Annotated in this window: 22 protein-coding genes, 1 pseudogene and 1 riboswitch; of the genes and pseudogenes, 14 read left to right on the top strand and 9 right to left on the bottom strand. The window is 73.5% G+C overall.

Features of this window, described 5'->3' with window-relative positions; genetic code table 11:
* Positions 1-77: 77 nt before the first annotated feature.
* Positions 78-989 carry a hypothetical protein gene (locus tag ABD981_RS28215; protein ID WP_046906428.1) on the top strand — a complete coding sequence of 304 codons (912 nt, stop codon included), beginning with the start codon at positions 78-80 and terminating at the stop codon, positions 987-989.
* A 15-nt stretch (positions 990-1,004) separates the two neighbouring features.
* Here the strand turns inward: ABD981_RS28215 and ABD981_RS28210 are convergent, their stop codons facing one another.
* The 4 genes from ABD981_RS28210 to ABD981_RS28195 form a co-directional block, all read right to left on the bottom strand.
* Positions 1,005-1,820: a DUF2690 domain-containing protein gene (locus tag ABD981_RS28210; protein ID WP_123954267.1), complete on the bottom strand. Its 816-nt coding sequence runs from the start codon at positions 1,818-1,820 to the stop codon at positions 1,005-1,007.
* Between the two features lie 109 nt (positions 1,821-1,929).
* A complete protein-coding gene (locus ABD981_RS28205) occupies positions 1,930-2,988 on the bottom strand; it encodes a prenyltransferase (protein WP_382748339.1) in 1,059 nt (352 codons plus the stop codon).
* 14 nt (positions 2,989-3,002) lie between these two features.
* Positions 3,003-3,764, bottom strand: a complete 762-nt coding sequence (locus ABD981_RS28200) for a class I SAM-dependent methyltransferase (RefSeq protein WP_046906426.1) — start codon at positions 3,762-3,764, stop codon at positions 3,003-3,005.
* Positions 3,758-5,101: a glycosyltransferase family 4 protein gene (locus tag ABD981_RS28195; protein ID WP_046906425.1), complete on the bottom strand. Its 1,344-nt coding sequence runs from the start codon at positions 5,099-5,101 to the stop codon at positions 3,758-3,760. Before ABD981_RS28195 ends, ABD981_RS28200 begins: the two co-directional genes overlap by 7 nt.
* Positions 5,102-5,331: 230 nt before the next feature.
* On the opposite strand from ABD981_RS28195, the gene ABD981_RS28190 reads away from it, so the two are divergent.
* Positions 5,332-5,958: a TetR family transcriptional regulator gene (locus ABD981_RS28190; protein WP_046906424.1), complete on the top strand. Its 627-nt coding sequence runs from the start codon at positions 5,332-5,334 to the stop codon at positions 5,956-5,958.
* A gap of 11 nt (positions 5,959-5,969) precedes the next feature.
* Here the strand turns inward: ABD981_RS28190 and ABD981_RS28185 are convergent, their stop codons facing one another.
* The 3 genes from ABD981_RS28185 to ABD981_RS28175 form a co-directional block, all read right to left on the bottom strand.
* On the bottom strand, positions 5,970-6,497 hold the full coding sequence (locus ABD981_RS28185; protein ID WP_046906423.1) for a hypothetical protein: 528 nt from the start codon (positions 6,495-6,497) through the stop codon (positions 5,970-5,972).
* 96 nt (positions 6,498-6,593) lie between these two features.
* Positions 6,594-6,827 (bottom strand): ferredoxin, encoded by a 234-nt coding sequence (locus tag ABD981_RS28180; protein ID WP_046906422.1) that lies wholly within the window; start codon positions 6,825-6,827, stop codon positions 6,594-6,596.
* Positions 6,827-8,296: an aldehyde dehydrogenase gene (locus tag ABD981_RS28175; protein ID WP_046906421.1), complete on the bottom strand. Its 1,470-nt coding sequence runs from the start codon at positions 8,294-8,296 to the stop codon at positions 6,827-6,829. Before ABD981_RS28175 ends, ABD981_RS28180 begins: the two co-directional genes overlap by 1 nt.
* 227 nt (positions 8,297-8,523) lie before the next feature.
* Here ABD981_RS28175 and ABD981_RS28170 point away from each other — a divergent pair, with 227 nt between their 5' ends.
* The 9 genes and pseudogenes from ABD981_RS28170 to ABD981_RS28130 form a co-directional block, all read left to right on the top strand.
* Positions 8,524-8,982, top strand: coding sequence for a hypothetical protein (locus ABD981_RS28170; RefSeq protein ID WP_046906420.1), 459 nt, complete (start codon positions 8,524-8,526; stop codon positions 8,980-8,982).
* 115 nt (positions 8,983-9,097) lie between these two features.
* Positions 9,098-10,150 carry a Strvi_7410 family MBL fold metallo-hydrolase gene (locus tag ABD981_RS28165; RefSeq protein ID WP_046906419.1) on the top strand — a complete coding sequence of 351 codons (1,053 nt, stop codon included), beginning with the start codon at positions 9,098-9,100 and terminating at the stop codon, positions 10,148-10,150.
* A gap of 92 nt (positions 10,151-10,242) precedes the next feature.
* Positions 10,243-10,313, top strand: a riboswitch (cobalamin riboswitch).
* Positions 10,314-10,407: 94 nt separating this feature from the next.
* Positions 10,408-11,658, top strand: a complete 1,251-nt coding sequence (locus ABD981_RS28160; RefSeq protein ID WP_205628120.1) for an SCO2321 family membrane protein — start codon at positions 10,408-10,410, stop codon at positions 11,656-11,658.
* Positions 11,659-11,699: 41 nt separating this feature from the next.
* Complete coding sequence (locus tag ABD981_RS28155) at positions 11,700-12,362, top strand: SCO2322 family protein (protein WP_046906484.1); 663 nt, start codon at positions 11,700-11,702, stop codon at positions 12,360-12,362.
* Positions 12,359-13,468 (top strand): energy-coupling factor transporter transmembrane component T, encoded by a 1,110-nt coding sequence (locus tag ABD981_RS28150; RefSeq protein WP_046906418.1) that lies wholly within the window; start codon positions 12,359-12,361, stop codon positions 13,466-13,468. The genes ABD981_RS28155 and ABD981_RS28150 overlap by 4 nt, the downstream gene beginning before the upstream one ends.
* Positions 13,465-15,171: an ABC transporter ATP-binding protein gene (locus tag ABD981_RS28145; protein ID WP_046906417.1), complete on the top strand. Its 1,707-nt coding sequence runs from the start codon at positions 13,465-13,467 to the stop codon at positions 15,169-15,171. Before ABD981_RS28150 ends, ABD981_RS28145 begins: the two co-directional genes overlap by 4 nt.
* Entirely contained in the window at positions 15,168-16,079 is a 912-nt protein-coding gene (locus ABD981_RS28140) for an ECF transporter S component (RefSeq protein ID WP_046906416.1), read from the top strand. Before ABD981_RS28145 ends, ABD981_RS28140 begins: the two co-directional genes overlap by 4 nt.
* A 286-nt stretch (positions 16,080-16,365) precedes the next feature.
* Positions 16,366-16,767, top strand: coding sequence for an aggregation-promoting factor C-terminal-like domain-containing protein (locus tag ABD981_RS28135; RefSeq protein ID WP_046906415.1), 402 nt, complete (start codon positions 16,366-16,368; stop codon positions 16,765-16,767).
* Positions 16,768-16,840: 73 nt separating this feature from the next.
* Positions 16,841-17,158 (top strand): annotated as a pseudogene (locus ABD981_RS28130) (sensor histidine kinase); the annotation flags it as partial.
* Position 17,159: 1 nt separating this feature from the next.
* On the opposite strand, the gene ABD981_RS28125 reads toward ABD981_RS28130, so the two are convergent.
* On the bottom strand, positions 17,160-18,338 hold the full coding sequence (locus ABD981_RS28125; RefSeq protein WP_046906413.1) for a steroid 3-ketoacyl-CoA thiolase: 1,179 nt from the start codon (positions 18,336-18,338) through the stop codon (positions 17,160-17,162).
* A 260-nt stretch (positions 18,339-18,598) separates the two neighbouring features.
* On the opposite strand from ABD981_RS28125, the gene ABD981_RS28120 reads away from it, so the two are divergent.
* Both ABD981_RS28120 and ABD981_RS28115 read left to right on the top strand, forming a co-directional pair.
* Entirely contained in the window at positions 18,599-19,843 is a 1,245-nt protein-coding gene (locus ABD981_RS28120; RefSeq protein ID WP_046906412.1) for a cytochrome P450, read from the top strand.
* Positions 19,844-19,934: 91 nt separating this feature from the next.
* Positions 19,935-20,609, top strand: coding sequence for an O-methyltransferase (locus tag ABD981_RS28115; protein WP_046906411.1), 675 nt, complete (start codon positions 19,935-19,937; stop codon positions 20,607-20,609).
* Positions 20,610-20,718: 109 nt separating this feature from the next.
* Here the strand turns inward: ABD981_RS28115 and ABD981_RS28110 are convergent, their stop codons facing one another.
* A complete protein-coding gene (locus ABD981_RS28110) occupies positions 20,719-21,795 on the bottom strand; it encodes a serpin family protein (RefSeq protein WP_046906410.1) in 1,077 nt (358 codons plus the stop codon).
* Positions 21,796-21,807: 12 nt separating this feature from the next.
* On the opposite strand from ABD981_RS28110, the gene ABD981_RS28105 reads away from it, so the two are divergent.
* Positions 21,808-22,140 carry an antibiotic biosynthesis monooxygenase family protein gene (locus ABD981_RS28105; RefSeq protein ID WP_046906409.1) on the top strand — a complete coding sequence of 111 codons (333 nt, stop codon included), beginning with the start codon at positions 21,808-21,810 and terminating at the stop codon, positions 22,138-22,140.
* Positions 22,141-22,155 lie beyond the last annotated feature (15 nt).

Raw genomic sequence — 22,155 nt, 5'->3', positions numbered from 1 at the left:
AGCGGGGGCCCGGTGCTACAGGGGTGCACCGGGCCCCACCCACGCCGACCGCGTACCGACGAAAGGCACCCGCCACCATGCACCGGCCGAGCCGCCGCGTCCTGCTCGCCCTCACCGCCGTCCTCGCGGGCGGAGCCGCCGTCGCCGGGGGGACGATGCTGACCTCGGCCTCCGAGGCGGCGCCGGCCCCGTCCGACGGGACCCTCGCCTCGGCGGAGGCCCTGGAGCGTCTGCACCGGCTGCCGCCCGTCACCGACCGCGTCTTCGCCTGGACCGACGCGCACTACCGCGGCGCCGAGGCGCAGCGCCGGTACGCCATCGACTGCATGGCCCGGCAGGGCTTCCGTTACGCCCCGCCCGCCACTCCGGCGGCCTCGGACGAGGACGAGGACCAGCGGCCCCGCCCCTTCGGCCTGGAGACCGCCCCGTCCGCGGCACCGCCCGCCCAGGCGCCGCCCGGCGAGAAGCCGCCGAAGCCCGGCAGCCCGGAGGCCTCCCCCGCGTTCGCCAAGGCGCTCTTCGGCGACCAGGGCAAGCGGGTCACCGCCGTCGGCGCGAAGGGGATGAAGGTGTCCAGGCCCGGCAACGGCTGCCTCGCCGACGCGGAGAAGCGGGTCCTGGGCGACGGCCGGATGCGCTGGCTCCAGGTGCGGATCATGCTCTTCGAGGCGCAGGAGCAGGCGCGCACGGACGTGGAGAAGGACCCGGCGTTCCGGAACGCCACCGGGCGCTGGCAGCAGTGCATGGAGCGGGCCGGATTCCCGGGGCTGCGCGATCCGCTGGCGCTGCCCAAGGCCCCGTCCGGGGCCGTGCTGAAGGCCGATCTGCGCTGCAAGAGCGAGACCGGCTATCTGACCACCGCGTACACCCGGCTCGCCGCCGTCCAGCAGCGCTGGCTGGACGCCAATCCGGCCGTGGTGAAGGACTGGACGGCGCTGCTGGCCCGGCAGGACACGAGCTCGCGCGAGGTGCTCGCGGGCACGGCGTGAGCGAGTGGAGCGCCCTCAGGGCTGGTGCGACTCCGCGCTCGGGATGAAGCGGCCGGTGCAGGTCGGCACGCTGTCCTTGCCGTTCTTCTTCGGCAGGGCGGCGCAGACCCAGACCGAGCCGTCGTCGGGGGCGGCGATCAGCGGGGTGTAGACGTCGCGGTCGTAGTGGACGACGTCGGCCTGGGCGGCGCCGTCGGAGTTGTTGACGACGACGGTGGCGCCGACCTCGGCGAAGGAGATGCGGCCCCAGGCGGCCTTGCAGGCGCGGCTGTAACGGAGCTCGATGACGAGGTCCTTGGGGATCGAGCCGGTGCGGACGGTGACCGCGTCGGCGCCGCAGTTCATCTTCTTCGGGTCCTTGCCCTCGCACTTCGTGAGGGTGCAGCCGGTGGCCGGGCCGGCGACCTTCACCGGGGGCTTGGGCTTGGCCTGCGGTTCGCCGGAGCCGGAGAGGGCGACGGCGGCGTAGGTGGCCGCGCCCGCGACCAGGAGGACGGCGAGGACGAGCGAGACCCAGAGGGTGCGGCGGCCGCGGGCCGGGGCGGCGTCCTCGGCCGCGGCCTCCGTCCCGTCCGGGTCGGCCTCGGGCGCGGCGCGCCGGGCCTCCTCCTCGTCCCAGAGGGCCAGCAGCGGCGCCGGGTCGGTCCCGCAGAGCTTCGCGAGGCTCTCGACCGCGTCGCGCGGCGGGAACTGCTTGCCGTTGACCCACCGTTCCCACGACGACTTGGCGTAGTGGGTCTTCTCGCTGAGCTGGGCGAAGCTCGACCCCGACGCCTTCTTCAGCGCGAGCAGTTCGCCAGCAAGGTCTGTGACCGACCCCGCACGGTCCATTGTGTCCGATTCTCCCTGATATGCATGTCCATGCCAGTCATGGACGTGGACATACTAGAGCCGCTCGAACGACCGCTTTTACGTGCATCGCGCACGGATCAAGGGGCGTTCAGGCGCAGCAGTCGGGGTCGAGTCCGCGCGGCAGCCGCTCGCCGCCGAAGACCGCGACCGTCGCCTCGTCGCCGCCGAGCGCCGCCACCGCGAGCAGCAGCGAACCGGAGGTCCAGGTGGTCTGCTCCTCGGGCCAGAACGCCTGCTCGCCCTCGAAGACGTACCCCGTCCAGTAGGTCCCGTCGGCGGCCCGCAGGTGCCGGATGGACTGGAGGATCTCCAGGGCCCGGTCCGACTCCCCCATCGCCCACAGGGTGAGCGCCAGTTCGCAGCTCTCGCCGCCGGTGACCCAGGGGTTGGGCACCACGCAGCGCACGCCGAGGCCGGGGACGACGAACTCGTCCCAGCGCCCGTCGATCCGAGCCGTGGCCTGCGCCCCGGTCACCGCGCCGCCGAGGACCGGGTAGTACCAGTCCATCGAGTAGCGGGACTTGTCGAGGAAGCGCTCGGGGTGGCTGCGGATCGCGTGACCGAGCGCCCCGGCCGCCAGCTCCCAGTCGGGCTGCGGCTCCTCGCGCTCCTCGGCGATCGCCAGGGCGCAGCGCAGCGCCTGGTGGATCGAGGAACTCCCGGTCAGCAGCGCCTCGTCCACCGGGGTGCCGTCGGCCTCGCGCTTCCAGCCGATCTCGCCGCCGGGCTGCTGCAGCCGCAGGACGAACTCGACGGCCGCGTAGACCACCGGCCACATGCGGTCGAGGAAGGCGTCGTCGCCGGTCGACAGGTAGTGGTGCCAGACGCCGACCGCGATGTACGCGACGAAGTTGGACTCCAGGCCGCGGTCGGTGACGTCCTCGGGGTCGCCGTCCCGGTAGGCCGCGTACCAGGAGCCGTCGGCGTTCTGGTGCCGGGCCAGCCACGCGTACGCGCGGGCCGCGGCCTCGTGCTCGCCGGCGGTGTCGAGGGCCATGGCGGCCTCGGTGTGGTCCCACGGGTCCAGGTGGTGCCCGCGGAACCACGGTATGGCGCCGTCCTCGCGCTGCACGGCGAGGATGCCGGCCACGGTCTCGGCGGCCTGTTCGGCGGTCAGCACGCCCGGCAGGACGAGGTGCTCGGCCATCCGCTCGGGAGAGGTCACTGGGCGGCGTCCACGGGCTGGGGGTGTCCCCCGCGGAGCGAGGGGGAGTGGGGCTTGGTCGCGTAGGCCACGAAGCTCTTGCCGACGACCGGGTTGAGCAGCTGCTCGGCGATCCGGGTCACGGCGGGCTTCTTCATGATGTCCCAGACCAGGAGCTTGTGGTACGCCTTCACCGGCAGCGCCTTGTCGTTGTCGACGCCGAAGGCGCACTTCAGCCACCAGTACGGGGCGTGCAGCGCGTGCGCGTGGTGGGTGCCGTACGGCTTGAGGCCGGCCTGGCGCATCTTGGCGAGCAGCTCGTCGGCCTTGTAGATGCGGATGTGGCCGCCCTCGACCTCGTGGTACTCGTCGGAGAGCGCCCAGCAGACCTTCTCGGGGCCGTAGCGCGGGACGGTGACGGCGATCCGGCCGCCCGGCTTGAGCACCCGGACCATCTCGGCGAGCACGCCCTTGTCGTCCGGGATGTGCTCCATGACCTCGGAGATGATGACGACGTCGAAGGACTCGTCGGGGAAGGGCAGGTTGAGCGCGTCGCCCTCCATGGCGGTGGCGGTGGCGCCGGCCGGGGCCTCGCCCGCCTCCTTCATCGCCGCGAACCACTTGGCGACCTCGCGGATCTCCTCGGCGTTCTGGTCGAGGGCCACCACCTGTGCGCCGCGCTTGTAGCACTCGAAGGCGTGCCGACCCCCGCCGCAGCCCAGGTCGAGCACGCGGTCGCCGGGGGCGAGCGGGAAGCGGGTGAAGTCGACGGTCAGCACGGGTTCCTGCTTTCGCGGTGGAGGGAGGCCTGCGCGCCCTGCGCGGCGATCGCGGCACGGTACAGCTCGGCGGTGCCCTGGGCGGCCCGCGCCCAGGTGAAGCGCTCCAGGACCCGCTCGCGTCCGGCCGCGCCGAGCCGCGCGCCGAGCGCGGGATCGCCGAGCACCCGCCCGAGGGCCGCGGCCAGCGCGCCGGCGTCGCCCGGGGGGACGGCCAGACAGGTCTCGCCGTCGGCGCCCGCGACCTCGGGGATCGCGCCGCCGGTGGTGGCGACCAGGGGGGTGCCGGTGGCCATGGCCTCGGCGGCGGGCAGCGAGAAGCCCTCGTACAGGGAGGGGACGCAGGCGACCCGGGCGGACCGGTAGAGGTCGACGAGCTCGGCGTCGGTGACGCCCTTCACGAACTCGACGGCGCGCTCCAGCCCGTACCGCTCGATGGCCTGGGCGACCGGCCCGTCCTCGGCGCGCTTGCCGACGACGACGAGGTGGGCGTCCGGGTGCTCGGTGCGCAGCTTGGCGAGCGCCTCGATCAGGTGGACCAGGCCCTTGAGCGGGACGTCGGCGCTGGAGGTGGTGACGATCCGGCCGGGGACCTCGGCGACGGAGGGGTCGGGCGACCACAGGTCGGTGTCGGCGCCGATGTGGACCACGCCGATGCGGTCCGCGCGGACGCCGAGGTGCTCGACGATCTCCTGACGGGAGGTGCCGGAGACGGTGAGGACGGAGGGCAGCCGGCGGGCGACCCGCTTCTGCATGCGGGTGAAGGCGTACCAGCGGCGGACGGAGGCGCGGCGCTTCCAGTCGGCGGCGGCGTCCAGCTCCAGCTGCCGGTCGACGGTGATCGGGTGGTGGATCGTGGTGACGAGCGGGGCGCCGAGGGCGCGCGGGCCGCCGAGGAGTCCGTAGCCGAGGGTCTGGTTGTCGTGGATGACGTCGAAGTCGCCGCGGCGGGCGGCGAGGGCGCGGCGGGCGCGCAGCGAGAAGGTCAGCGGCTCGGGGAAGCCGCCGGTCCACATGGTGGCGACCTCCAGACCGTCGATCCAGTCCCGGTACTCCTCGCGCTTCGGGGTGCGGAACGGGTCGGGCTGGCGGTAGAGGTCGAGGCTGGCGATCTCGGTGAGCGGGACGCCCTCGTCGAGGGTCGGGTACGGCTGGGAGCCGAGGACCTCGACGCTGTGCCCGAGGCGGGCGAGCTCGCGGGAGAGGTGGCGGACATAGACGCCCTGACCGCCGCAGAACGGGTTCCCCTTGTACGTGAGGAGAGCGATCCGCAACGGACGGTCACCGCCCGGCCCGACACCCTGCCGGGGGCTTGCCTCTATGGCCTCCGCGGTCATGTGCGACCCCCTTCGAGCGTGTATTTCGCGGGAGCGTAACCGCCCGCGCTAATCTAGAACAAGTTACAGACTTGATCGTTCATGATCTTCTGGCTTGATCTTCTTGATCCTTCAAGGAGCACAGAATCTACCGGCAGGTAGCTCCGGCGCGAGAAGCCGGATCGGGTGATTCGCGCCACGGCCGGAGCCCCGCGATACTGTCGCTCCTCCACCGCACGGAACGGGGCCTCATGACCGTGGAAGACAGACCGGCGTCGCCGCCTCTGACGGAGCGCCAGGAGGCGCGCCGACGGCGCATCCTGACGGCGAGCGCGCAGCTCGCCGGGCGGGGCGGGTTCGAGGCCGTGCAGATGCGGGAGGTGGCGGAGGCGGCCGGGGTCGCGCTCGGCACCCTCTACCGCTACTTCCCCTCCAAGATCCATCTGCTGGTGGCCACCATGCAGGACCAGCTGCAGCACCTGCACACCACGCTCCGCAAGCGTCCGCCGGCCGGCACGGACCCGGCCGGGCGGGTGGCCGAGACGCTCATGCGGGCCTTCCGGGCGCTCCAGCGCGAACCGCAGCTCGCGGACGCGATGGTCCGCGCGCTGACCTTCGCGGACCGCAGCGTGAGCCCCGAGGTGGACACGGTGTCGCGGCTGACCACGGCGATCATCCTGGACGCGATGGGCACCGAGCACCCGACGCCGGCGCAGCTTTCGGTGGTGCGGGTGATCGAGCACACCTGGCACTCGGCGCTGATCACCTGGCTGTCGGGACGGGCCTCGATCGCACAGGTGAAGATCGACATCGAGACGGTCTGCCGGCTGATCGACCTGACCGCGCCGGGGGCCGGCGAGACCCCCGGACGCGGCTGAAGCCCTCGGGATCAGGACTTCTTGTTCTTGGCCTTCTCCTTCTCCAGGTCGGCCTTGAACAGCTCCTCGCACGCGGGCGTGGTGTCGCTGGCGATGAAGAGCACCATCTTGAACTCGCCCATGGTGTGCTCGCTGGCCTTCAGCTTCCACTGGCTCTTGGTGAGGGGCACGAACCTCGACTCGCCCTGGTCGACACCCTGCCCCTCCTTCCAGCCGCCCTTGCCGAGCGCGTCGAGCGTGTCCGTGTAGGACTTCTTGGGGTTGACGGCCTTCTCGGTGTCGGGCGTCCAGGAGACCATGCAGTTCTCCAGCCCGGCCGGCACCGCGTCGCCGGTGGCGTCCTGGGTGAACCCCGCGGCGGTGGCGGCGGTCTCGATCTCCTTCTTCACGGCGGCGGCCGAAAGCCCGCCGCCCCCGGCCGCGCCGCCGCCCTTCCCGGGAGCCGCCTCGTGCGGCGCCCCGCCCTCCGAACCAGCACTGCACCCCGCGACCAACAGCACCGCACCGGCGGCCACGGCCACCCAACTCGCCTTGCGCACAACACTCCTGCTTCCCCGTGCACGAGGGCACGTCGCCCTCGCGATCAAGGGAGTAGTTTTGCACGCGGGAACGGGTGCGCGAGCCAGGGCCGCCGCCTACTCCTCGGGAGGGAATACCGTCTCCCCGCCGTCCACCAGGGTGATCGAGATGGCCTCCACCGGACACCCCTCCGCCGCCGCCAGGACCCGTTCGTTGGCGTCGAGTTCGGCCTCGTGCGGGTGGGACTGGCGGGCGGTGTCGAGGCGGAAGCCCTGGGGGGCGTGGTTGACGCACATGCCGGAGCCGATGCAGACGGTGCGGTCGACCTCGACGTGCCAGCGGTCGCCCATCACGCGCCACCCGGCCCCTCGTACCCCGCCGGCAGGTGGATCATCTTGTGCTCCAGGTACTCGCCCAGGCCCTCGGGGCCGAACTCGCGGCCGACGCCGGAGTTCTTGTAGCCGCCGAAGGGGCCGAGCATGTCGAGGCTGAAGGTGTTGACGTTGAAGGTGCCGGTGCGGACCCGGCGGGCGAAGTCGACGCCGTGCTCGGCGTCACCGGTCCACACGCTGCCGGACAGACCGTAGTCGGAGTCGTTCGCCACCCGCAGGGCCTCGTCCTCGTCCCCGTACGGCAGGAGGCAGATGACCGGGCCGAAGATCTCCTCGCGGGCGATCCGCATGGAGTTGTCGACGCCTCCGAAGAGGGTCGGCTCGACGTACCAGCCGCGCTCCAGGCCGGCCGGACGCCCGCCGCCGGTGAGGACCTTGGCGCCCTCGGCCTGGCCGATGGAGATGTAGTCGAGCGAGCGCTGCTGCTGGCGGCGGGCGACGAGCGGGCCGACCTGCGTCGCCGGGTCCAGCGGGTCGCCGACCACGAGCGCGCCGGCCGCCGCGGCGAAGGCCTCGGCGATCTCCTCGTAGCGGGAGCGCGGGGCGAGGATGCGGGTCTGGGCCACGCAGGCCTGCCCGTTGTTCATCCAGGCGGCGGGGACGATCCCGGCGACGGCCGCGTCGAGGTCGGCGTCGGGCAGGATCACGGCGGCGGACTTGCCGCCCAGTTCGAGGGTGACCCGGGTGAGGTTGCGGGCGGCGACCTCCATCACGCGCTTGCCGGCCGCGACCGAACCGGTGAAGGAGACCTTGTCGACGCCGGGGTGCCCCACCAGGTACTCGCTGACCTCGCGGTCGGCCGGCAGGATCGAGAGCACGCCCTCCGGCAGCCCGGCCTCGGCCGCGATCTCGCCCAGGATGTACGAGTCGAGGGGCGACTCCGGCGAGGGCTTGAGGATCACCGTGCAGCCGGCCAGCAGCGCGGGGCCGAGCTTGGCCGCGGCGGTGAACTGCGGCACGTTCCAGGGCACCACCGCCGCGACGACCCCGACCGGCTCGCGCCGCACCAGCAGCGGTCCGAGGACCCCGGCGCGCCGCTCCTCGTACGCGTAGCCGCGGGCCACGGTGATCGCCGAGTCCCAGACCATCATCGCGCCGAGCGCCTGGGCGAGGACGGACCAGGAGTACGGGGAGCCGTTCTGCGCGCTGATCGAGCGGGCGATCTCCTCGTGCCGGACCGCGATCGCGTCCTTGATCCGCCCGACGACCTCGATCCGCTCCTCCAGCGTCATCCGCGGCCAGGGACCCTCGTCGAAGGCCCGGCGGGCGGCGGCGACGGCCCGGTCGACATCGGCTTCGGCGGCGTGCGGGACGCGGCCGATGACCTCCTCCGTGTGGGGGGAGATCACCTCGATGACCTCGCTGCCGAGCGGGTCGGTCAACTCGCCGCCGATGAACAGTTTTCCGTGCTCCACAAGCTCGGTCATGACCGACTGCCTCCCGGAACCACGCGCCGATGCCGATATCTGGACGTCGATATCTGACTGTGTTTCAGAACTGATACCAGTTCTAGTTCTGCTTGGCCAGACTCGGGACCGGCAGGCGTGACGGAGCCCGCTGTTCTAGACTTCGAGGAGGAGCGGGAAGAACCCGCGGCCCGCGCGCGCACCCCGGCCGCCGATGTCACCGCTCCCCCACGCCCTGAGGAGCAGCCATGCGTACCCTCGCGCGCTCTCATCCGCACCGGGCCCGCCGCGCGACCGCCGTCGCGCTGGCGTCCGTCGCCTCGGTCGCCCTGATCGTGCCGGCCGCCGCGGCGGCCCCCGCGCCGGCCACGCCGGTCGCACCCGAGACCCTCTCCGTCGTCACGAAGGCGCCCGACCCCTTCCTGTTCCAGTACACCTTCAACCACCATCTGAAGATCGGCGGCGGCAACTTCACCGTCGGCGGCCGGGTCACCCTCCTGGTGAAGCTCAACAACGGCACCGTCGTGTTCCGCCAGACGGTCATCGCGCAGACGCACTCGATCACCCCCGGCGGCGCGATCTACGTGGAGACCACGGTCAGTTCGCCCTGCGCCCCCGGCAACAACGGCTACGCCCGCGCGTACGACCACACGACGGAGACGTGGTCGCCGCGGCTGCCCGTGCCGGTCTGCCAGCGGATCGACTGATCGGATCGACTGATCGGATCTCCCGAAGTCGATCCCGTCAAGCCGTTCTGACGCTACGTCAGTTCTCGTTATAGTGCTGCGACGGCCGTACCCGTACGCAGAGACGAGGGCGCTCATGACGCAGCCGACCGACCAGGTGACCGAGCACGGCGGCGGCGTCTGGTCGCTGCGGGTGCCCATCCCCGACAACCCCCTGGGCCACACCCTCGTCCACGTCCTGGACACCGACCGCGGCCCCGTCCTGATCGACACCGGCTGGGACGACCCCGCCTCCTGGAACGAACTCACCTCCGGGCTCGCGGTGCTGGGCCTCGACGTCCGAGAGGTCCACGGCGTCGTCGTCACCCACCACCACCCCGACCACCACGGCCTGTCCGGACGGGTCCGGGAGGAGTCCGGGGCGTGGATCGCCATGCACGCCGCCGACATCGCCGTCGTCCGGCGCACCGGCAGCGCCGAACCCGGCCGCTGGCTGGACTACCTGGCCCGCAAGCTGGCCGCCGTCGGGGCCCCCGAGGAACACACCGCCCCGCTGCTCGCCGCCCGCGCCGCCGGCCGGATGCGGACCCTGCCCGGCCTGTCCTCCGCGCTCCCCGACCGGGAGATCGTCCCCGGCGAGCTGCTCGACCTGGCCGGCCGCCGGCTGCGCGCCGTCTGGACCCCCGGCCACACCCCCGGCCACGTCTGCCTCCACCTGGAGGAGGCCCACCCGGCCGGGCTGCCCGGCCACGGCCGGCTCTTCTCCGGCGACCACCTGCTCCCCGAGATCAGCCCGCACATCGGCCTGTACGAGGACCCCGACGAGACCACCACCGCCGCCGACCCCCTCGGCGACTACCTCGACTCGCTCGAACGCATCGGCCGGCTCGGCGTCGCCGAGGTGCTCCCCGCCCACCAGTACGCCTTCCCCGACGCCGCCCGCCGGGTCCGCGAGCTCCTCGACCACCACGAGGAACGCCTCGCCGGACTGCTCGCCCTCCTCGCCGTCCCGCTCACCCCCTGGCAGCTCGCCGAGCGCATGGAGTGGAACCGCCCCTGGGAACTGATCCCGCACGGCTCCCGCAACATCGCCGTCAGCGAGGCCGAGGCCCACCTCCGCCGCCTGGTGAAACAGGGCCGCGCCGAGCCGCTCGCCGGCACCGACCCGGTCGCCTATCAGGCGGTCTGAGGGCCCCCGGCCCCGCCCCGGTGTGACGCACGGCGCCCCGGCCGGGCCGGTCGCGGCCGGTAGAGTGGGCGGTCGTCGTCATGCCCGTACAGGGGGAAGCCGGTGGGAATCCGGCACTGACCCGCAGCCGTGAGCCACCCGCGGGTGGCAAGTCGGAATGCCCGGTACGGGACGTGAGCGCCGGCACCGTCGAGGAATACGGCGCCGGAGGCTGGCTCCCCGGGTGCCGGTGTCCGGTGCCCGCAGGAGAGGGACCCATGATCAGCGTTCGCCGTGTCGCCGCCGCACTCGCGGCCGGTGCCGTGCTCAGCACCACCGCCGCCGGAGTGGCCGCCGCCGCACCGTCGCCGACCCCCTCCCCCGCGAAGATCCCGGCCGGTCTCTACGGCACGAAGGACCCGACCTACGACGGCGTCTGGCGCCAGTCGCTCGCCTTCCTCGCCCAGCGCACCTCCGGCATCCAGCCCGCCGACCAGGCCGTGGACTGGCTGCTCGGCCAGCAGTGCGACTCCGGCGCCTTCGCCTCGTACCGCCCCGACCCGGCGAAGCCCTGCGCCGCCACGACCATGCTCGACAGCAACGCCACCGCCGCCGCCGTGCAGGCGCTCGCCGCGGTCCAGCGCCAGTCCGCCGCCCCCGAGAAGGCCGCGAAGGCCGCCAAGGCGGGCGCCGCCTGGCTCAAGAGCGTGCAGAACAAGGACGGCGGCTGGAGCTACGTCCCCGGCGGCCCCAGCGACGCCAACTCCACCTCGATCGTCGTCAGCGCCTTCGTCGCCGCCGGCGAGCGCCCCGGCGACGTGAAGTCCGCCGACGGCAAGAGCCCGTACGACGCCCTGCTCACCTTCGCCCTGCCCTGCACGGACAAGGACGGCGCGGGCGCCTTCGCCTACCAGCCCGACAAGACCGGCAAGCTCTTCGCCAACGCCGACGCCACCGCCGCCGCCACCCTCGGCGCGCTCGGCAAGGGCATCACCGCCCGCGGCGCCCAGCCCGAGCAGCCCCCGGTCTGCAAGGACCTGCCGAAGCAGACCGCCGACCGGGCCGCCCTCAACGGCGCCGCCTACCTCGCCGCCCAGCTCGCGAAGACCGGCCACCTCACCGCCCCGCCGATGCCCGGCGCCGCCGAGACCGCCGAGCTCCCCGACTACGGCAACACCGCCGACGCCGTCGTCGCGCTCGCCGCGGCCGGCGCGAAGAAGGAGGCCGCCGGCGCCCTGGCCTGGCTGGAGAAGAACTCCGCCAAGTGGGCCGAGGAGAGCGGCCCCGCCGCCTACGCCCAGCTGGTCTTCGCCGCGCACGCCATGGACACCGACCCGCGCAGCTTCGGCAGCGCCGACCTCCTGGAGCAGCTGAACGCCACCGGCCCCGCCCCCAAGGCGCCGGACAACTCCCAGGCCTCCACCACCGCCGAGGACGACGAGTCCGGCTTCGACATCTGGTGGGTCATCGGCATCGGCACCGTCGTCGGCGTCGGCATCGGCTTCCTCCTGAGCGGCCGCAAGAAGTGAAGGCCCGCACCGGCCTGGCCGGCGCCGCCGCCGGCCTGCTGATGCTGCTCGCCGCCGCGCCCGCCCAGGCCGCCGGCTACCGCTACTGGTCCTTCTGGGAGGGCGAGGGCAAGGGCGGCGGCTGGGCCTACGCCACCCAGGGCCCGGCCACCGCCCGGCCCGCCGACGGCGGCGTCATCGGCTTCCGCTTCGCGGTCAGCAAGGACTCCGCCGACGCCTCCAAGCCCTCCGCCACGCCCGACTTCGGGCAGATCTGCGCGGGCGTGGAGAAGCAGGACGGCACCAAGCGGATCGCGGTCGTCGTCGACTTCGGCGGCCCCGAAGACGCCCCGCCCGGCGAGACCCCGCCGGCGAAGGGGCTCAGGACCGGCTGCCCGCAGGTCCGCGAGGACGCCACCGCCGCCGAGGCGCTGGCGGCGGTCGCCAAGCCGCTGCGGTACGACGCGAGCGCCATGCTGTGCGGGATCGCCGGCTACCCGGCGAAGGGCTGCGGCGAGCAGGTGGAGGTGCCGGCCGACCCGTCGGCCTCCGCCCAGCCGTCCGCCGGGACCGCCGCTCCCGCCGCGAAGCCGTCCGGGCAGCCCGCCGGGACCGCCGCCGAGGAGTCGTCCGGCGGGCCGTCGTTCGGGCTCGTCACCGGCGGTGCCGCCGTGCTGTTCCTCGGCATCGCCGGCGTCTGGCAGGCCCGCCGCCGCCGCGGATGACCCTCCCGAACCGGCTGCGCGCCCCCGAGGCGAACCGCTCGAACGCCCTGCACCCCGGAGCCTGGTGGCTCTGGGCGCTGGGCCTCGCCGTGGCCGCCTCCCGCACCACCAACCCGCTGCTGCTCGGCCTGATCGTCGGCGTCGCGGGCTATGTCGTCGCGGCCCGCCGCACCGACGCGCCCTGGGCCCGCTCGTACGGCGCGTTCGTGAAGCTGGGCCTCTTCGTCGTCGCCCTGCGGGTGGTGTTCTCGCTGGTCCTGGGCTCGCCGATCCCCGGCGAGCGGCTGCTGTTCACGCTGCCCGAGGTGCCGCTGCCCGACTGGGCCCAAGGAGTGCGGATCGGCGGCCGGGTCACCGCCGAGCAGCTGGTCTTCGCCGTGTACGACGGGCTGAAGCTGGCGTCCCTGCTGATCTGCGTCGGCGCGGCGAACGCGCTGGCCAACCCGGCGCGGCTGCTCAAGTCGCTGCCGGGCGCGCTGTACGAGGTGGGCGTCGCCGTCGTCGTCGCGATGACCTTCGCGCCGAACATGGTCGCCGACGTCGTCCGGCTGCGCACCGCCCGCCGGCTGCGCGGCCGCCCCACGGGCGGGGTGAAGGCCCTGCTCCAGATCGGGCTGCCCGTCCTCGAAGGCGCCCTCGAGCGCTCGGTGGCCGTGGCCGCCTCCATGGACGCGCGCGGCTACGGCCGGACGGCCCAGGTGCCGCGCGCCGTCCGGCGCACCACCGCCGTGCTCACCCTCGGCGGGCTGCTCGGCGTGTGCGCCGGCTCGTACGGGCTGCTCGCCGCGCAGGGCGCCGGGTACGGCCTGCCGCTCCTCGCCGCCGGGCTCCTCGCTGCCGTCGCGGGGCTGCGGCTCGGCGGCCGGCGGACGACCAGGACCCGCTACCGGCCCGACCGCTGGGGCCTCCGGGCCTGGCTGGTCGCCGGCTCGGGCATCGCGGTGGCCGTCGCGATGATCTGGGCCGCGTCGGCGGCACCGGAGGCGCTGCGCCCCGGCGTCGTGCCCCTGCGGGCGCCCGAGCTGCCGCTGTGGCCGGCGGCCGCGGTCCTGATCGGCCTGCTCCCCGCCTTCGTGGCCCCCGTTCCGAAGGAGACCTCCCGATGATCCGCTTCGAGAACGTGACGGTGACGTACGAGGACGGGGCCGCCCCCACCCTGAGCGGCCTGGACCTCACCGTGCCCGAGGGCGAGCTCGTGCTGCTCGTCGGCCCCTCGGGCGTCGGCAAGTCGACCCTGCTGGGCGCGGTGTCCGGGCTCGTCCCCCACTTCACCGGCGGCACCCTGCGCGGCCGGGTCACCGTGGACGGCCGCGACACCCGCCACCACCCGCCCCGCGAGCTCGCCGACCTGGTCGGCACGGTCGGCCAGGACCCGTCGGCCCACTTCGTCACCGACACGGTCGAGGACGAGCTCGCGTACGGCATGGAGTCGCTGGGCCTGGCCCCCGCGGTCATGCGGCGGCGGGTCGAGGAGACCCTGGACCTGCTGGGCCTGGCCGAACTCCGCGACCGGCCGATCGCCACGCTCTCCGGCGGGCAGCAGCAGCGCGTCGCGATCGGCTCCGTGCTGACCCCGCACCCCAAGGTCCTCGTCCTCGACGAGCCGACCTCCGCGCTCGACCCCTCCGCCGCGGAGGACGTCCTGGCGGTGCTGCAGCGCCTCGTCCACGACCTCGGCACGACGGTCCTGATGGCGGAGCACCGCCTGGAGCGGGTCGTGCAGTACGCGGACCGGGTCCTGCTGCTGCCGGACGGGGTGCTGGGCGCGCCCGCCGACGTCATGGCCGTCTCGCCGGTGCACCCGCCGGTGGTGGCGCTGGGCCGCCTCGCCGGGTGGGACCCGCTGCCGCTGTCGGTGCGGGACGCGCGGCGGGCGGCGGGGGCGCTGCGGGAGCGGCTGGAGGGCCGGGAGCGGCCGGAGCCCGCGAACCCGGCCCCGCCGGCGTTCGGGGCGCGGGGGTCCGGGGGCGGGGCCACCGGTTCCGTGAAGGGGCGGGGTGGGGGAATCTCCCTCTTCCGGCGCCGCGCCCGCACCACCGCCCCCGTTCCGTCCCCCGACGCCCCCCTCGTCCACATCGACCGCCTCGCCGTCCGCCGCGGCCGGGTCGAGGCGCTGCGCCAGGTGACCCTCCGGGTCGCCGCCGGCGAGACCGTCGCGCTCATGGGGCGGAACGGGGCCGGGAAGTCGACCCTGCTCGGCACCCTCGTCGGCATGATCGCCCCCACCTCCGGCACCGTCCGCGTCGCCGGGCTCACCCCGCACGCCACGGACCCGCGCGCCCTGATCCGCCGGGTCGGGCTCGTACCGCAGGAACCGCGGGACCTGCTGTACGCGGACACGGTCGCCGCCGAGTGCGCCGCCGCCGACGCGGACGCGGGGGCCGAGCCGGGGAGCTGCCGGGCGCTGGTGTCGGAGCTGCTGCCGGGGGTCGCGGACGAGACGCACCCGCGGGACCTGTCGGAGGGGCAGCGGCTGGCGCTCGCGCTCTCCGTGGTGCTGACGGCCCGCCCGCCGCTGCTGCTGCTCGACGAGCCGACCCGCGGTCTGGACTACGCGGCCAAGGCCCGCCTGGTGGCGCGGCTGCGCGGGCTCGCGGCCGAGGGGCACGCGATCGTGCTGGCCACGCACGACGTGGAGCTGGCGGCGGAGCTCGCGCACCGGGTGGTGATCGTCGCGGGCGGTGAGGTGGTGGCGGACGGGCCGACGGCGGAGGTCGTCGTGTCCTCGCCCGCCTTCTCGCCGCAGGTCGCGAAGGTCCTCGCGCCGCAGCCGTGGCTCACCGTCGAACAGGTGGAGGGGGCGCTGTGAGCGCGCGCGCCGCCCGGCCGATCCGCCTGGGGGCCCGCTCGGTCGCGGCCCTGGTCCTGGTCTCCGTCGTCGGGCTGATCGCGATCGGCTGGCCGCTCTTCGCCGACGCGGGCTCGGCGCTGACCGACCACGCCGCGGACGCCCCCTGGTTCTTCGCCCTGCTGCTCCCCCTCCTCATCGCGGTCGTCGTGGCGACGATCGCCGACTGCGGGATGGACGCGAAGGCGGTGGCGATGCTGGGGGTGCTGGCCGCCGTGGGGGCGGCGCTGCGGCCGCTGGGGGCGGGGACGGCCGGCCTGGAGCCGATGTTCTTCCTGATGGTGCTGAGCGGCCGGGTCCTGGGGCCGGGCTTCGGCTTCGTCCTGGGCGCGGTGACGATGTTCGCGTCCGCCCTGCTCACGGGCGGGGTGGGGCCGTGGATGCCGACCCAGATGCTCGCCATGGGCTGGTTCACGATGGGCGCGGGGCTCCTGCCGGGGCCGATGGGGGTCCCCCCCGCCGGAGCGAGGCCGGGAGCGTGGGGGAGGCTGCGGGGGCGGGCCGAGCTGCTGATGCTCTCCGCGTACGGCTTCCTGGCGGCCTTCGCGTACGGCACGGTCACCAATCTCTACGGCTGGGTGACGGTCGGCGGCATGGGTCAGGCGATCTCCTTCCGGCCCGGGGAGCCGGTGCGGGAGAACCTGGTGCGCTTCCTGGCGTACGTGGCCGCCACCTCCCTCGGCTGGGACCTCGGCCGGGCGCTGCTCACCGTGGTCCTCATCCTCACCGTCGGCGGTGCCCTCCTGAAGGCGCTGCGGCGGGCCACGCGGCGGGCGAACTTCGAGGCCCAGGTCACATTCGAGGCCCCCGAGAAGGCCCTCGCGGGTGAGGCGCCTCATAGGACCCACGTCACGTACGACCGGAAATAGTAGGCGGTCACGGGTCGACCAAATCCCCCCATACGCGGGCGTGACCTGCGCAAACGGGGCAGAGCTCGCTCCGGGACCTGTGGCCGGGGTCCGAACCTCCCTCGTACTGGGGGTGATTGCGCCGCCGCTCCCCGGCTGCTTCTCTGGTGGACGTCGCCAGGCAGCCGGTGCTCACCGCAACGGCACGGCCGGCCGGTTCCCCCCAGTTCCCGGGTCTCCCGGGCTCTGGTTCCGGCTTGCCGAAAACCCTGGCGCGGCCCCAGTCCCCGACGTTAGGTATGACGTTTTGTTCCGCTCGATCGCCACTCGCGCCACCTCCCGCAAGAAGTCCTTCGCCGTGACCGCGGCGGTTCTGCTCGGCGCCTCCGGTGCGGTGCTCGGCACGACGGGTACGGCCTCCGCCGCGACCCCCCAGGAGATCGCCCGACAGATCGTTCCGCCGGCGCAGTTCGCCTCCTTCAGCAAGATCGTCGAGCACGAGTCCGGCTGGAACCACACCGCCACCAACTCCTCCAGCGGCGCCTACGGCCTGGTCCAGGCCCTGCCCGGTTCGAAGATGTCCTCGGCCGGCTCCGACTGGAAGACCAACCCCGCCACGCAGATCAAGTGGGGTCTGGACTACATGAACGAGCGCTACGGCTCCCCGAACGGCGCCTGGACCTTCTGGCAGTCGCACGGCTGGTACTAAGAGTCACCACGCCGCACCGCGCACACCCGCAAGGCCCCGCCCTCCGCATGGAGGGGCGGGGCCTGCGGCGTTGGTGGGCAACCTGGTGTCGAACGCGGTGCGGCACACCCCGGCGGGCGGGTCGGTGACCCTGGCGTACGGCCCCGGGGACGCCGGGGGGACCGTGATCGAGGTGGCCGACACGGGCTCCGGGATCGCCCCGGAGGGCCTGCCGCAGGTCTTCGACCGCCTCTGGCGGGCGGACAAGTCGCGTTCGCGGCGGACCGGCGGGAGCGGTCTCGGGCTCGCGATCGTCCGGAAGCTGGTGGAGGCGCGCGGCGGCGCGGTGGCGGTGCGGAGCACGCCGGGCCGCGGCACGGTCTTCACCGTGCGCCTCCCCGGGGGTCCGGCGGCTACAGCCGCTGGATGATCGTGCCGGTCGCCAGAGCGCCGCCCGCGCACATGGTGATCAGCGCGAACTCCTTGTCGGTGCGCTCCAGTTCGTGCAGGGCGGTGGTGATGAGCCGGGCCCCGGTGGCGCCGACGGGGTGGCCGAGGGCGATGGCGCCGCCGTTGACGTTGACCTTCGCGAGTCCGTCCAGGTCCCGGTCGAAGACCTGGGCCCAGGAGAGCACCACGGAGGCGAAGGCCTCGTTGATCTCGATCAGGTCGATGTCCTTGAGGGACATCCCGGCCTTGCCGAGCACCGCGCGGGTCGCGTCGACGGGTCCGTCGAGGTGGTAGTGCGGGTCGGCGCCGACCAGGGCCTGGGCGACGATCCGGGCGCGCGGGCGGAGCTTGAGGGCGCGGGCCATCCGCTTGGAGGCCCACATGATCGCGGAGGCGCCGTCGGAGATCTGGGAGGAGTTCCCGGCGGTGTGGATCGCGGTGGGCATGACGGGCTTGAGCCGCCCGAGCCCCTCCAGGCTGGTGTCGCGCAGGCCCTCGTCGCGGTCGACGAGCCGCCACATGCCCTGGCCGCCCGCCTGCTCCTCCTCGGTGGTGGGGACCTGGACGGCGAAGGTCTCGCGCTTGAAACGCTCCTCGGACCAGGCGGTCGCGGCCCGTTCCTGGGAGAGCAGGCCGAGGGAGTCGACGCGCTCGCGGGTGAGGCCGCGGCGGCGGGCGATGCGCTCGGCGGCCTCGAACTGGTTGGGCAGGTCGACGTTCCACTCGTCCGGCCAGGGCTTTCCGGGACCGTGCTTGGACCCGGAGCCGAGCGGGACCCGGGACATCGCCTCGACGCCGCAGCTGATGCCGATGTCGATGACGCCGGCGGCGACCATGTTGGCGACCATGTGGCTGGCCTGCTGCGAGGAGCCGCACTGGCAGTCGACGGTGGTGGCGGCGGTCTCGTACGGCAGGCCCATGGTGAGCCAGGCGGTGCGGGCGGGGTTCATGGACTGTTCGCCGGCGTGGGTGACCGTGCCGCCGACGATCTGCTCGACGCAGTCGGCGTGGATGCCGGTGCGGCCGAGGAGTTCGCGGTAGGTCTCGCCGAGGAGATAGGCGGGGTGGAGGTTGGCGAGCGCGCCTCCGCGCTTGCCGATGGGGGTGCGTACGGCTTCGACGATGACGGGTTCCGCGGCCATGAGCTCGTCCTCTCCTCGCCCGCCCGGGGTGTCCCGGCACTCCGGTGCGGACTCACATCCGGAACTGGTACGCGTTCTAGTTCTGAGTGCAGTCTTATGACTGCTACCGCGGGTACGCAAGGGTCCGGAACGCAACAGTTCCCGTGCCATGCCTTGCCTCTTGTAGAACTCGTTACTACCTTTCCCGGCAACTTCTGATGGGTCGTCAGACATCGGATCCGGCCACGGATCCGACAGGATCAGACAAGGACGTGTTGCCGATGCCCTGCCCGCATCTCTCCGAAGGCTTCGACGCCACCGACCCCGATCTGCTCCAGGACCGGATACCCCACCCGGAGTTCGCGCAACTGCGGCAGACCGCACCCGTCTGGTGGTGCGCCCAGCCCCCCGGCGTCACGGGCTTCGCCGACGAGGGCTACTGGGCCGTGACCCGGCACGCCGACGTCAGGTACGTCTCGACCCACCCCGAGCTGTTCTCCTCCAACGAGAACACCGCCGTCATCCGCTTCAACGAGCACATCAGCCGGGACCAGATCGAGGTCCAGAAGCTGATCATGCTCAACATGGACCCGCCGGAGCACAGCCGGGTCCGCCAGATCGTCCAGCGCGGCTTCACCCCGCGCGCCATCCGGAGCCTGGAGACCGCGCTGCGCGACCGCGCCCGGGCCATCGTCGAGGAGGCCAAGGCCGCGGCGGACGAGGGCGGCGGCTTCGACTTCGTCACCAAGGTCGCCGTGGAGCTGCCGCTCCAGGCCATCGCCGAACTCATCGGCGTACCGCAGGAGGACCGGGCCCGGATCTTCGACTGGTCGAACAAGATGGTCGCGTACGACGACCCCGAGTACGCCATCACCGAGGAGATCGGCGCCGAGGCCGCCATGGAGCTCATCGGCTACTCGATGAACCTCGCCGCCGCCCGCAAGGAGTGCCCCGCCAAGGACATCGTGAGCCAGCTCGTCGCCGCCGAGGGACAGGGCAACCTCTCCTCCGACGAGTTCGGCTTCTTCGTGCTGCTCCTCGCGGTGGCCGGCAACGAGACCACCCGCAACGCCATCAGCCACGGCATGCACGCCTTCCTCACCCACCCCGACCAGTGGGAGCTCTACAAGCGCGAGCGGCCCGCGACCGCCGCCGAGGAGATCGTGCGCTGGGCGACCCCCGTCGTCTCCTTCCAGCGGACCGCCACCCAGGACACCGAACTCGGCGGGCAGCAGATCCGCAAGGGCGACCGGATCGGCCTCTTCTACTCCTCCGCCAACAACGACCCGGAGGTCTTCGAGAACCCCGAGACCTTCGACATCACCCGCGACCCCAACCCGCACCTCGGATTCGGCGGCGGCGGACCCCACTTCTGCCTCGGCAAGTCCCTCGCCATCAAGGAGATCGAGCTGATCTTCGAGGCGCTCGCCGACGAACTGCCCGGCCTGACGCTCGCGGGCGACCCGCGCCGGCTCCGGGCGGCGTGGCTGAACGGCATCAAGGAGCTCCGGGTCAGAGTGGCCTGAAGCCCGGGGAGGCGGGGTCCCACCCCCATGCCGACGGCCCCGCCTCCCGAACGGACTCACCCCGCGCGAGGACCGGTGTACGTTCGGTGGCATGAGCAACGACCAGGATCAATGGACCTCCGTCGACCGCTACTTCACCGAGCTCCTCGCCCCGGACGACGAGGCGCTCGCCGCCGCGCTCGCCGACTCCACGGCGGCCGGCCTGCCCGAGATCGCCGTCGCCCCCAACCAGGGCAAGCTGCTGAACCTGCTCGTCCGCACCCAGGGCGCGAAGAGCGTCCTGGAGATCGGCACCCTCGGCGGCTACAGCACCATCTGGCTCGCCCGCGCGCTGCCCGCGGACGGCCGGCTGATCAGCCTGGAGTACTCACCCGTCCACGCGGACGTGGCCCGCGCCAACATCGCCCGGGCGGGCCTCGACAAGCTCGTCGAGGTGCGCACCGGCGCGGCCCTGGACACCCTGCCGACACTGGCGGAGGAGGGCGCGGGCCCCTTCGACTTCGTCTTCATCGACGCCGACAAGGTCAACAACCCGCACTACGTCTCCTGGGCCCTGAAGCTCTCCCGGCCCGGCACGGTGATCGTCGTCGACAACGTGGTGCGCGGCGGCAAGGTCGCCACGGCCCACCCGGACGACCCGGCGATCACCGGCACCCGCGCGATGTTCGACCTGGTCTCCGCCGAGCCCCGACTCGACGCCACCGCCTTCCAGACGGTGGGGACGAAGGGACACGACGGGCTGCTGATCGCCCGCGTGCTCGATTAGGTCGTGTCCGGAAAGTAGCGCCGTCTGCCCGCAGGGCAGGGCGGGACTTTCCGGACACGACCTCGGTCGTGTCCTTCGGATCAGGTCGGACCGGGGCGGGCGGGGAGCCTCACGCGACGCCGGAGCGCCAGCCGACGAACAGCGGCAGTTCTCCGGCGCCCGCACCCGCCAGCACGACCACCCCGAACGGGCGGTCGAAGGCGATCCGTTCCACCGTGAGGCGGGCCGGCGGGGCGGCCGAGCGGGTCATCGCCACGGCGGTGACCGCGGCCGCCTCCACGCCCTCCTCGGCGATCTCGACCAGCGCCTCCTGGACCGCGGCCGACACGTACAGCGGCTGCGGCGAAAGGCCCGAGAAGTCGGCGCCCGGCCGGAGCGCCCTCCGGACGCCGAGCCCGGGCAGCCGCGCGTGCACGTCGGTGACGGTCCGGAGGGTGAAGCGCGGCAGGGCGAGGTCGACGGCCTCGGCCCGGACCGCCTCCCGCCCGGCGGGCCCGGCCCAGGCCGCCGGCAGCACGGCGGCCGGCCCGTCCCCGGGCGCACCCAGCACGAACCGCACCCGGACGGCCCCGTCACCGCCCTCGCAGGGCAGTTCGACGACGGTCGCCCCGGCCGTCCGCCAGGCCCACGTCGCCGGAATCCGCTGGTGCATGGTCGGTACGGGCACGACGGCGCCGTCGCCGCGGGTGAACGGCTCGTCCCGGGTCAGGTGCCCCGGGAACCGGGCCAGCCAGGCGGCCTTCAGGGCCAGCGCGCCGACCAGGACCAGGTCCTCCCGGCCGTCGAGGGTGAGCGGGAGAGCCTCGATCCGGCCGCCGGTGGCCTTCCGCACCCAGGCGTCGATCCCGTCGCGCGCCCCCTCGTCGAGCACGCCGAACCCGACCTCGGGCAGCCGCTCCCGGAACCCGGCCAGGAGCGGCACCCGGCTCCACACCCCGGCCGCCACGTCCGTCCCGCCGCCGGCGGCCAGGCTCCGCGCCACGGCGGTCACGGCGTCGGCGGCCTCCGGCCCGGCGGCCCCGAGCAGCGCCCGCAGTTCCTCGGCCGTCCTCCCGCCCGCACCGGAGGCGACGGCCGTCAGCGCCAGCCACAGCCCGGCCGGGGACACCACGAAGTCCCGCCCCTCCTCGCCCGGCAGGGCGAGCCAGTCGCCGGCCAGTTCCCGGATCGCGTCGGTACCGGTCATATCCTGCCCTTCATGAGCATCGTGAAGATCAACGTACTGACCGTTCCGGCCGAGCAGCGCGAGGTCCTGGAGCAGCGCTTCGCGTCGCGCGCCGGGGCCGTCGAGGGTTCGGACGGCTTCGAGTGGTTCGAGCTGCTGCGCCCGCTGGAGGGCACGGACTCCTACCTCGTGTACACCCGCTGGCGCAGCGAGGAGGACTTCCAGAACTGGATGAACGGTTCCATGAAGGCCGCCCACCAGGGCACGGCGGGCGGCGAGGGCGGGGCCGAGCGGCCGAAGCCCGCGGCGACCGGTTCGACCCTGTGGTCCTTCGAGGTCGTGCAGACCTCGTCGCCCAAGGCCTGACCCGCCCGCTCCCGG

This window comes from Streptomyces showdoensis, assembly GCF_039535475.1.
Classification (GTDB): domain Bacteria; phylum Actinomycetota; class Actinomycetes; order Streptomycetales; family Streptomycetaceae; genus Streptomyces; species Streptomyces showdoensis.
The sequence above is the reverse complement of the archived record's forward strand: the minus strand, read 5'-3'. Positions and strand labels throughout refer to the sequence as shown.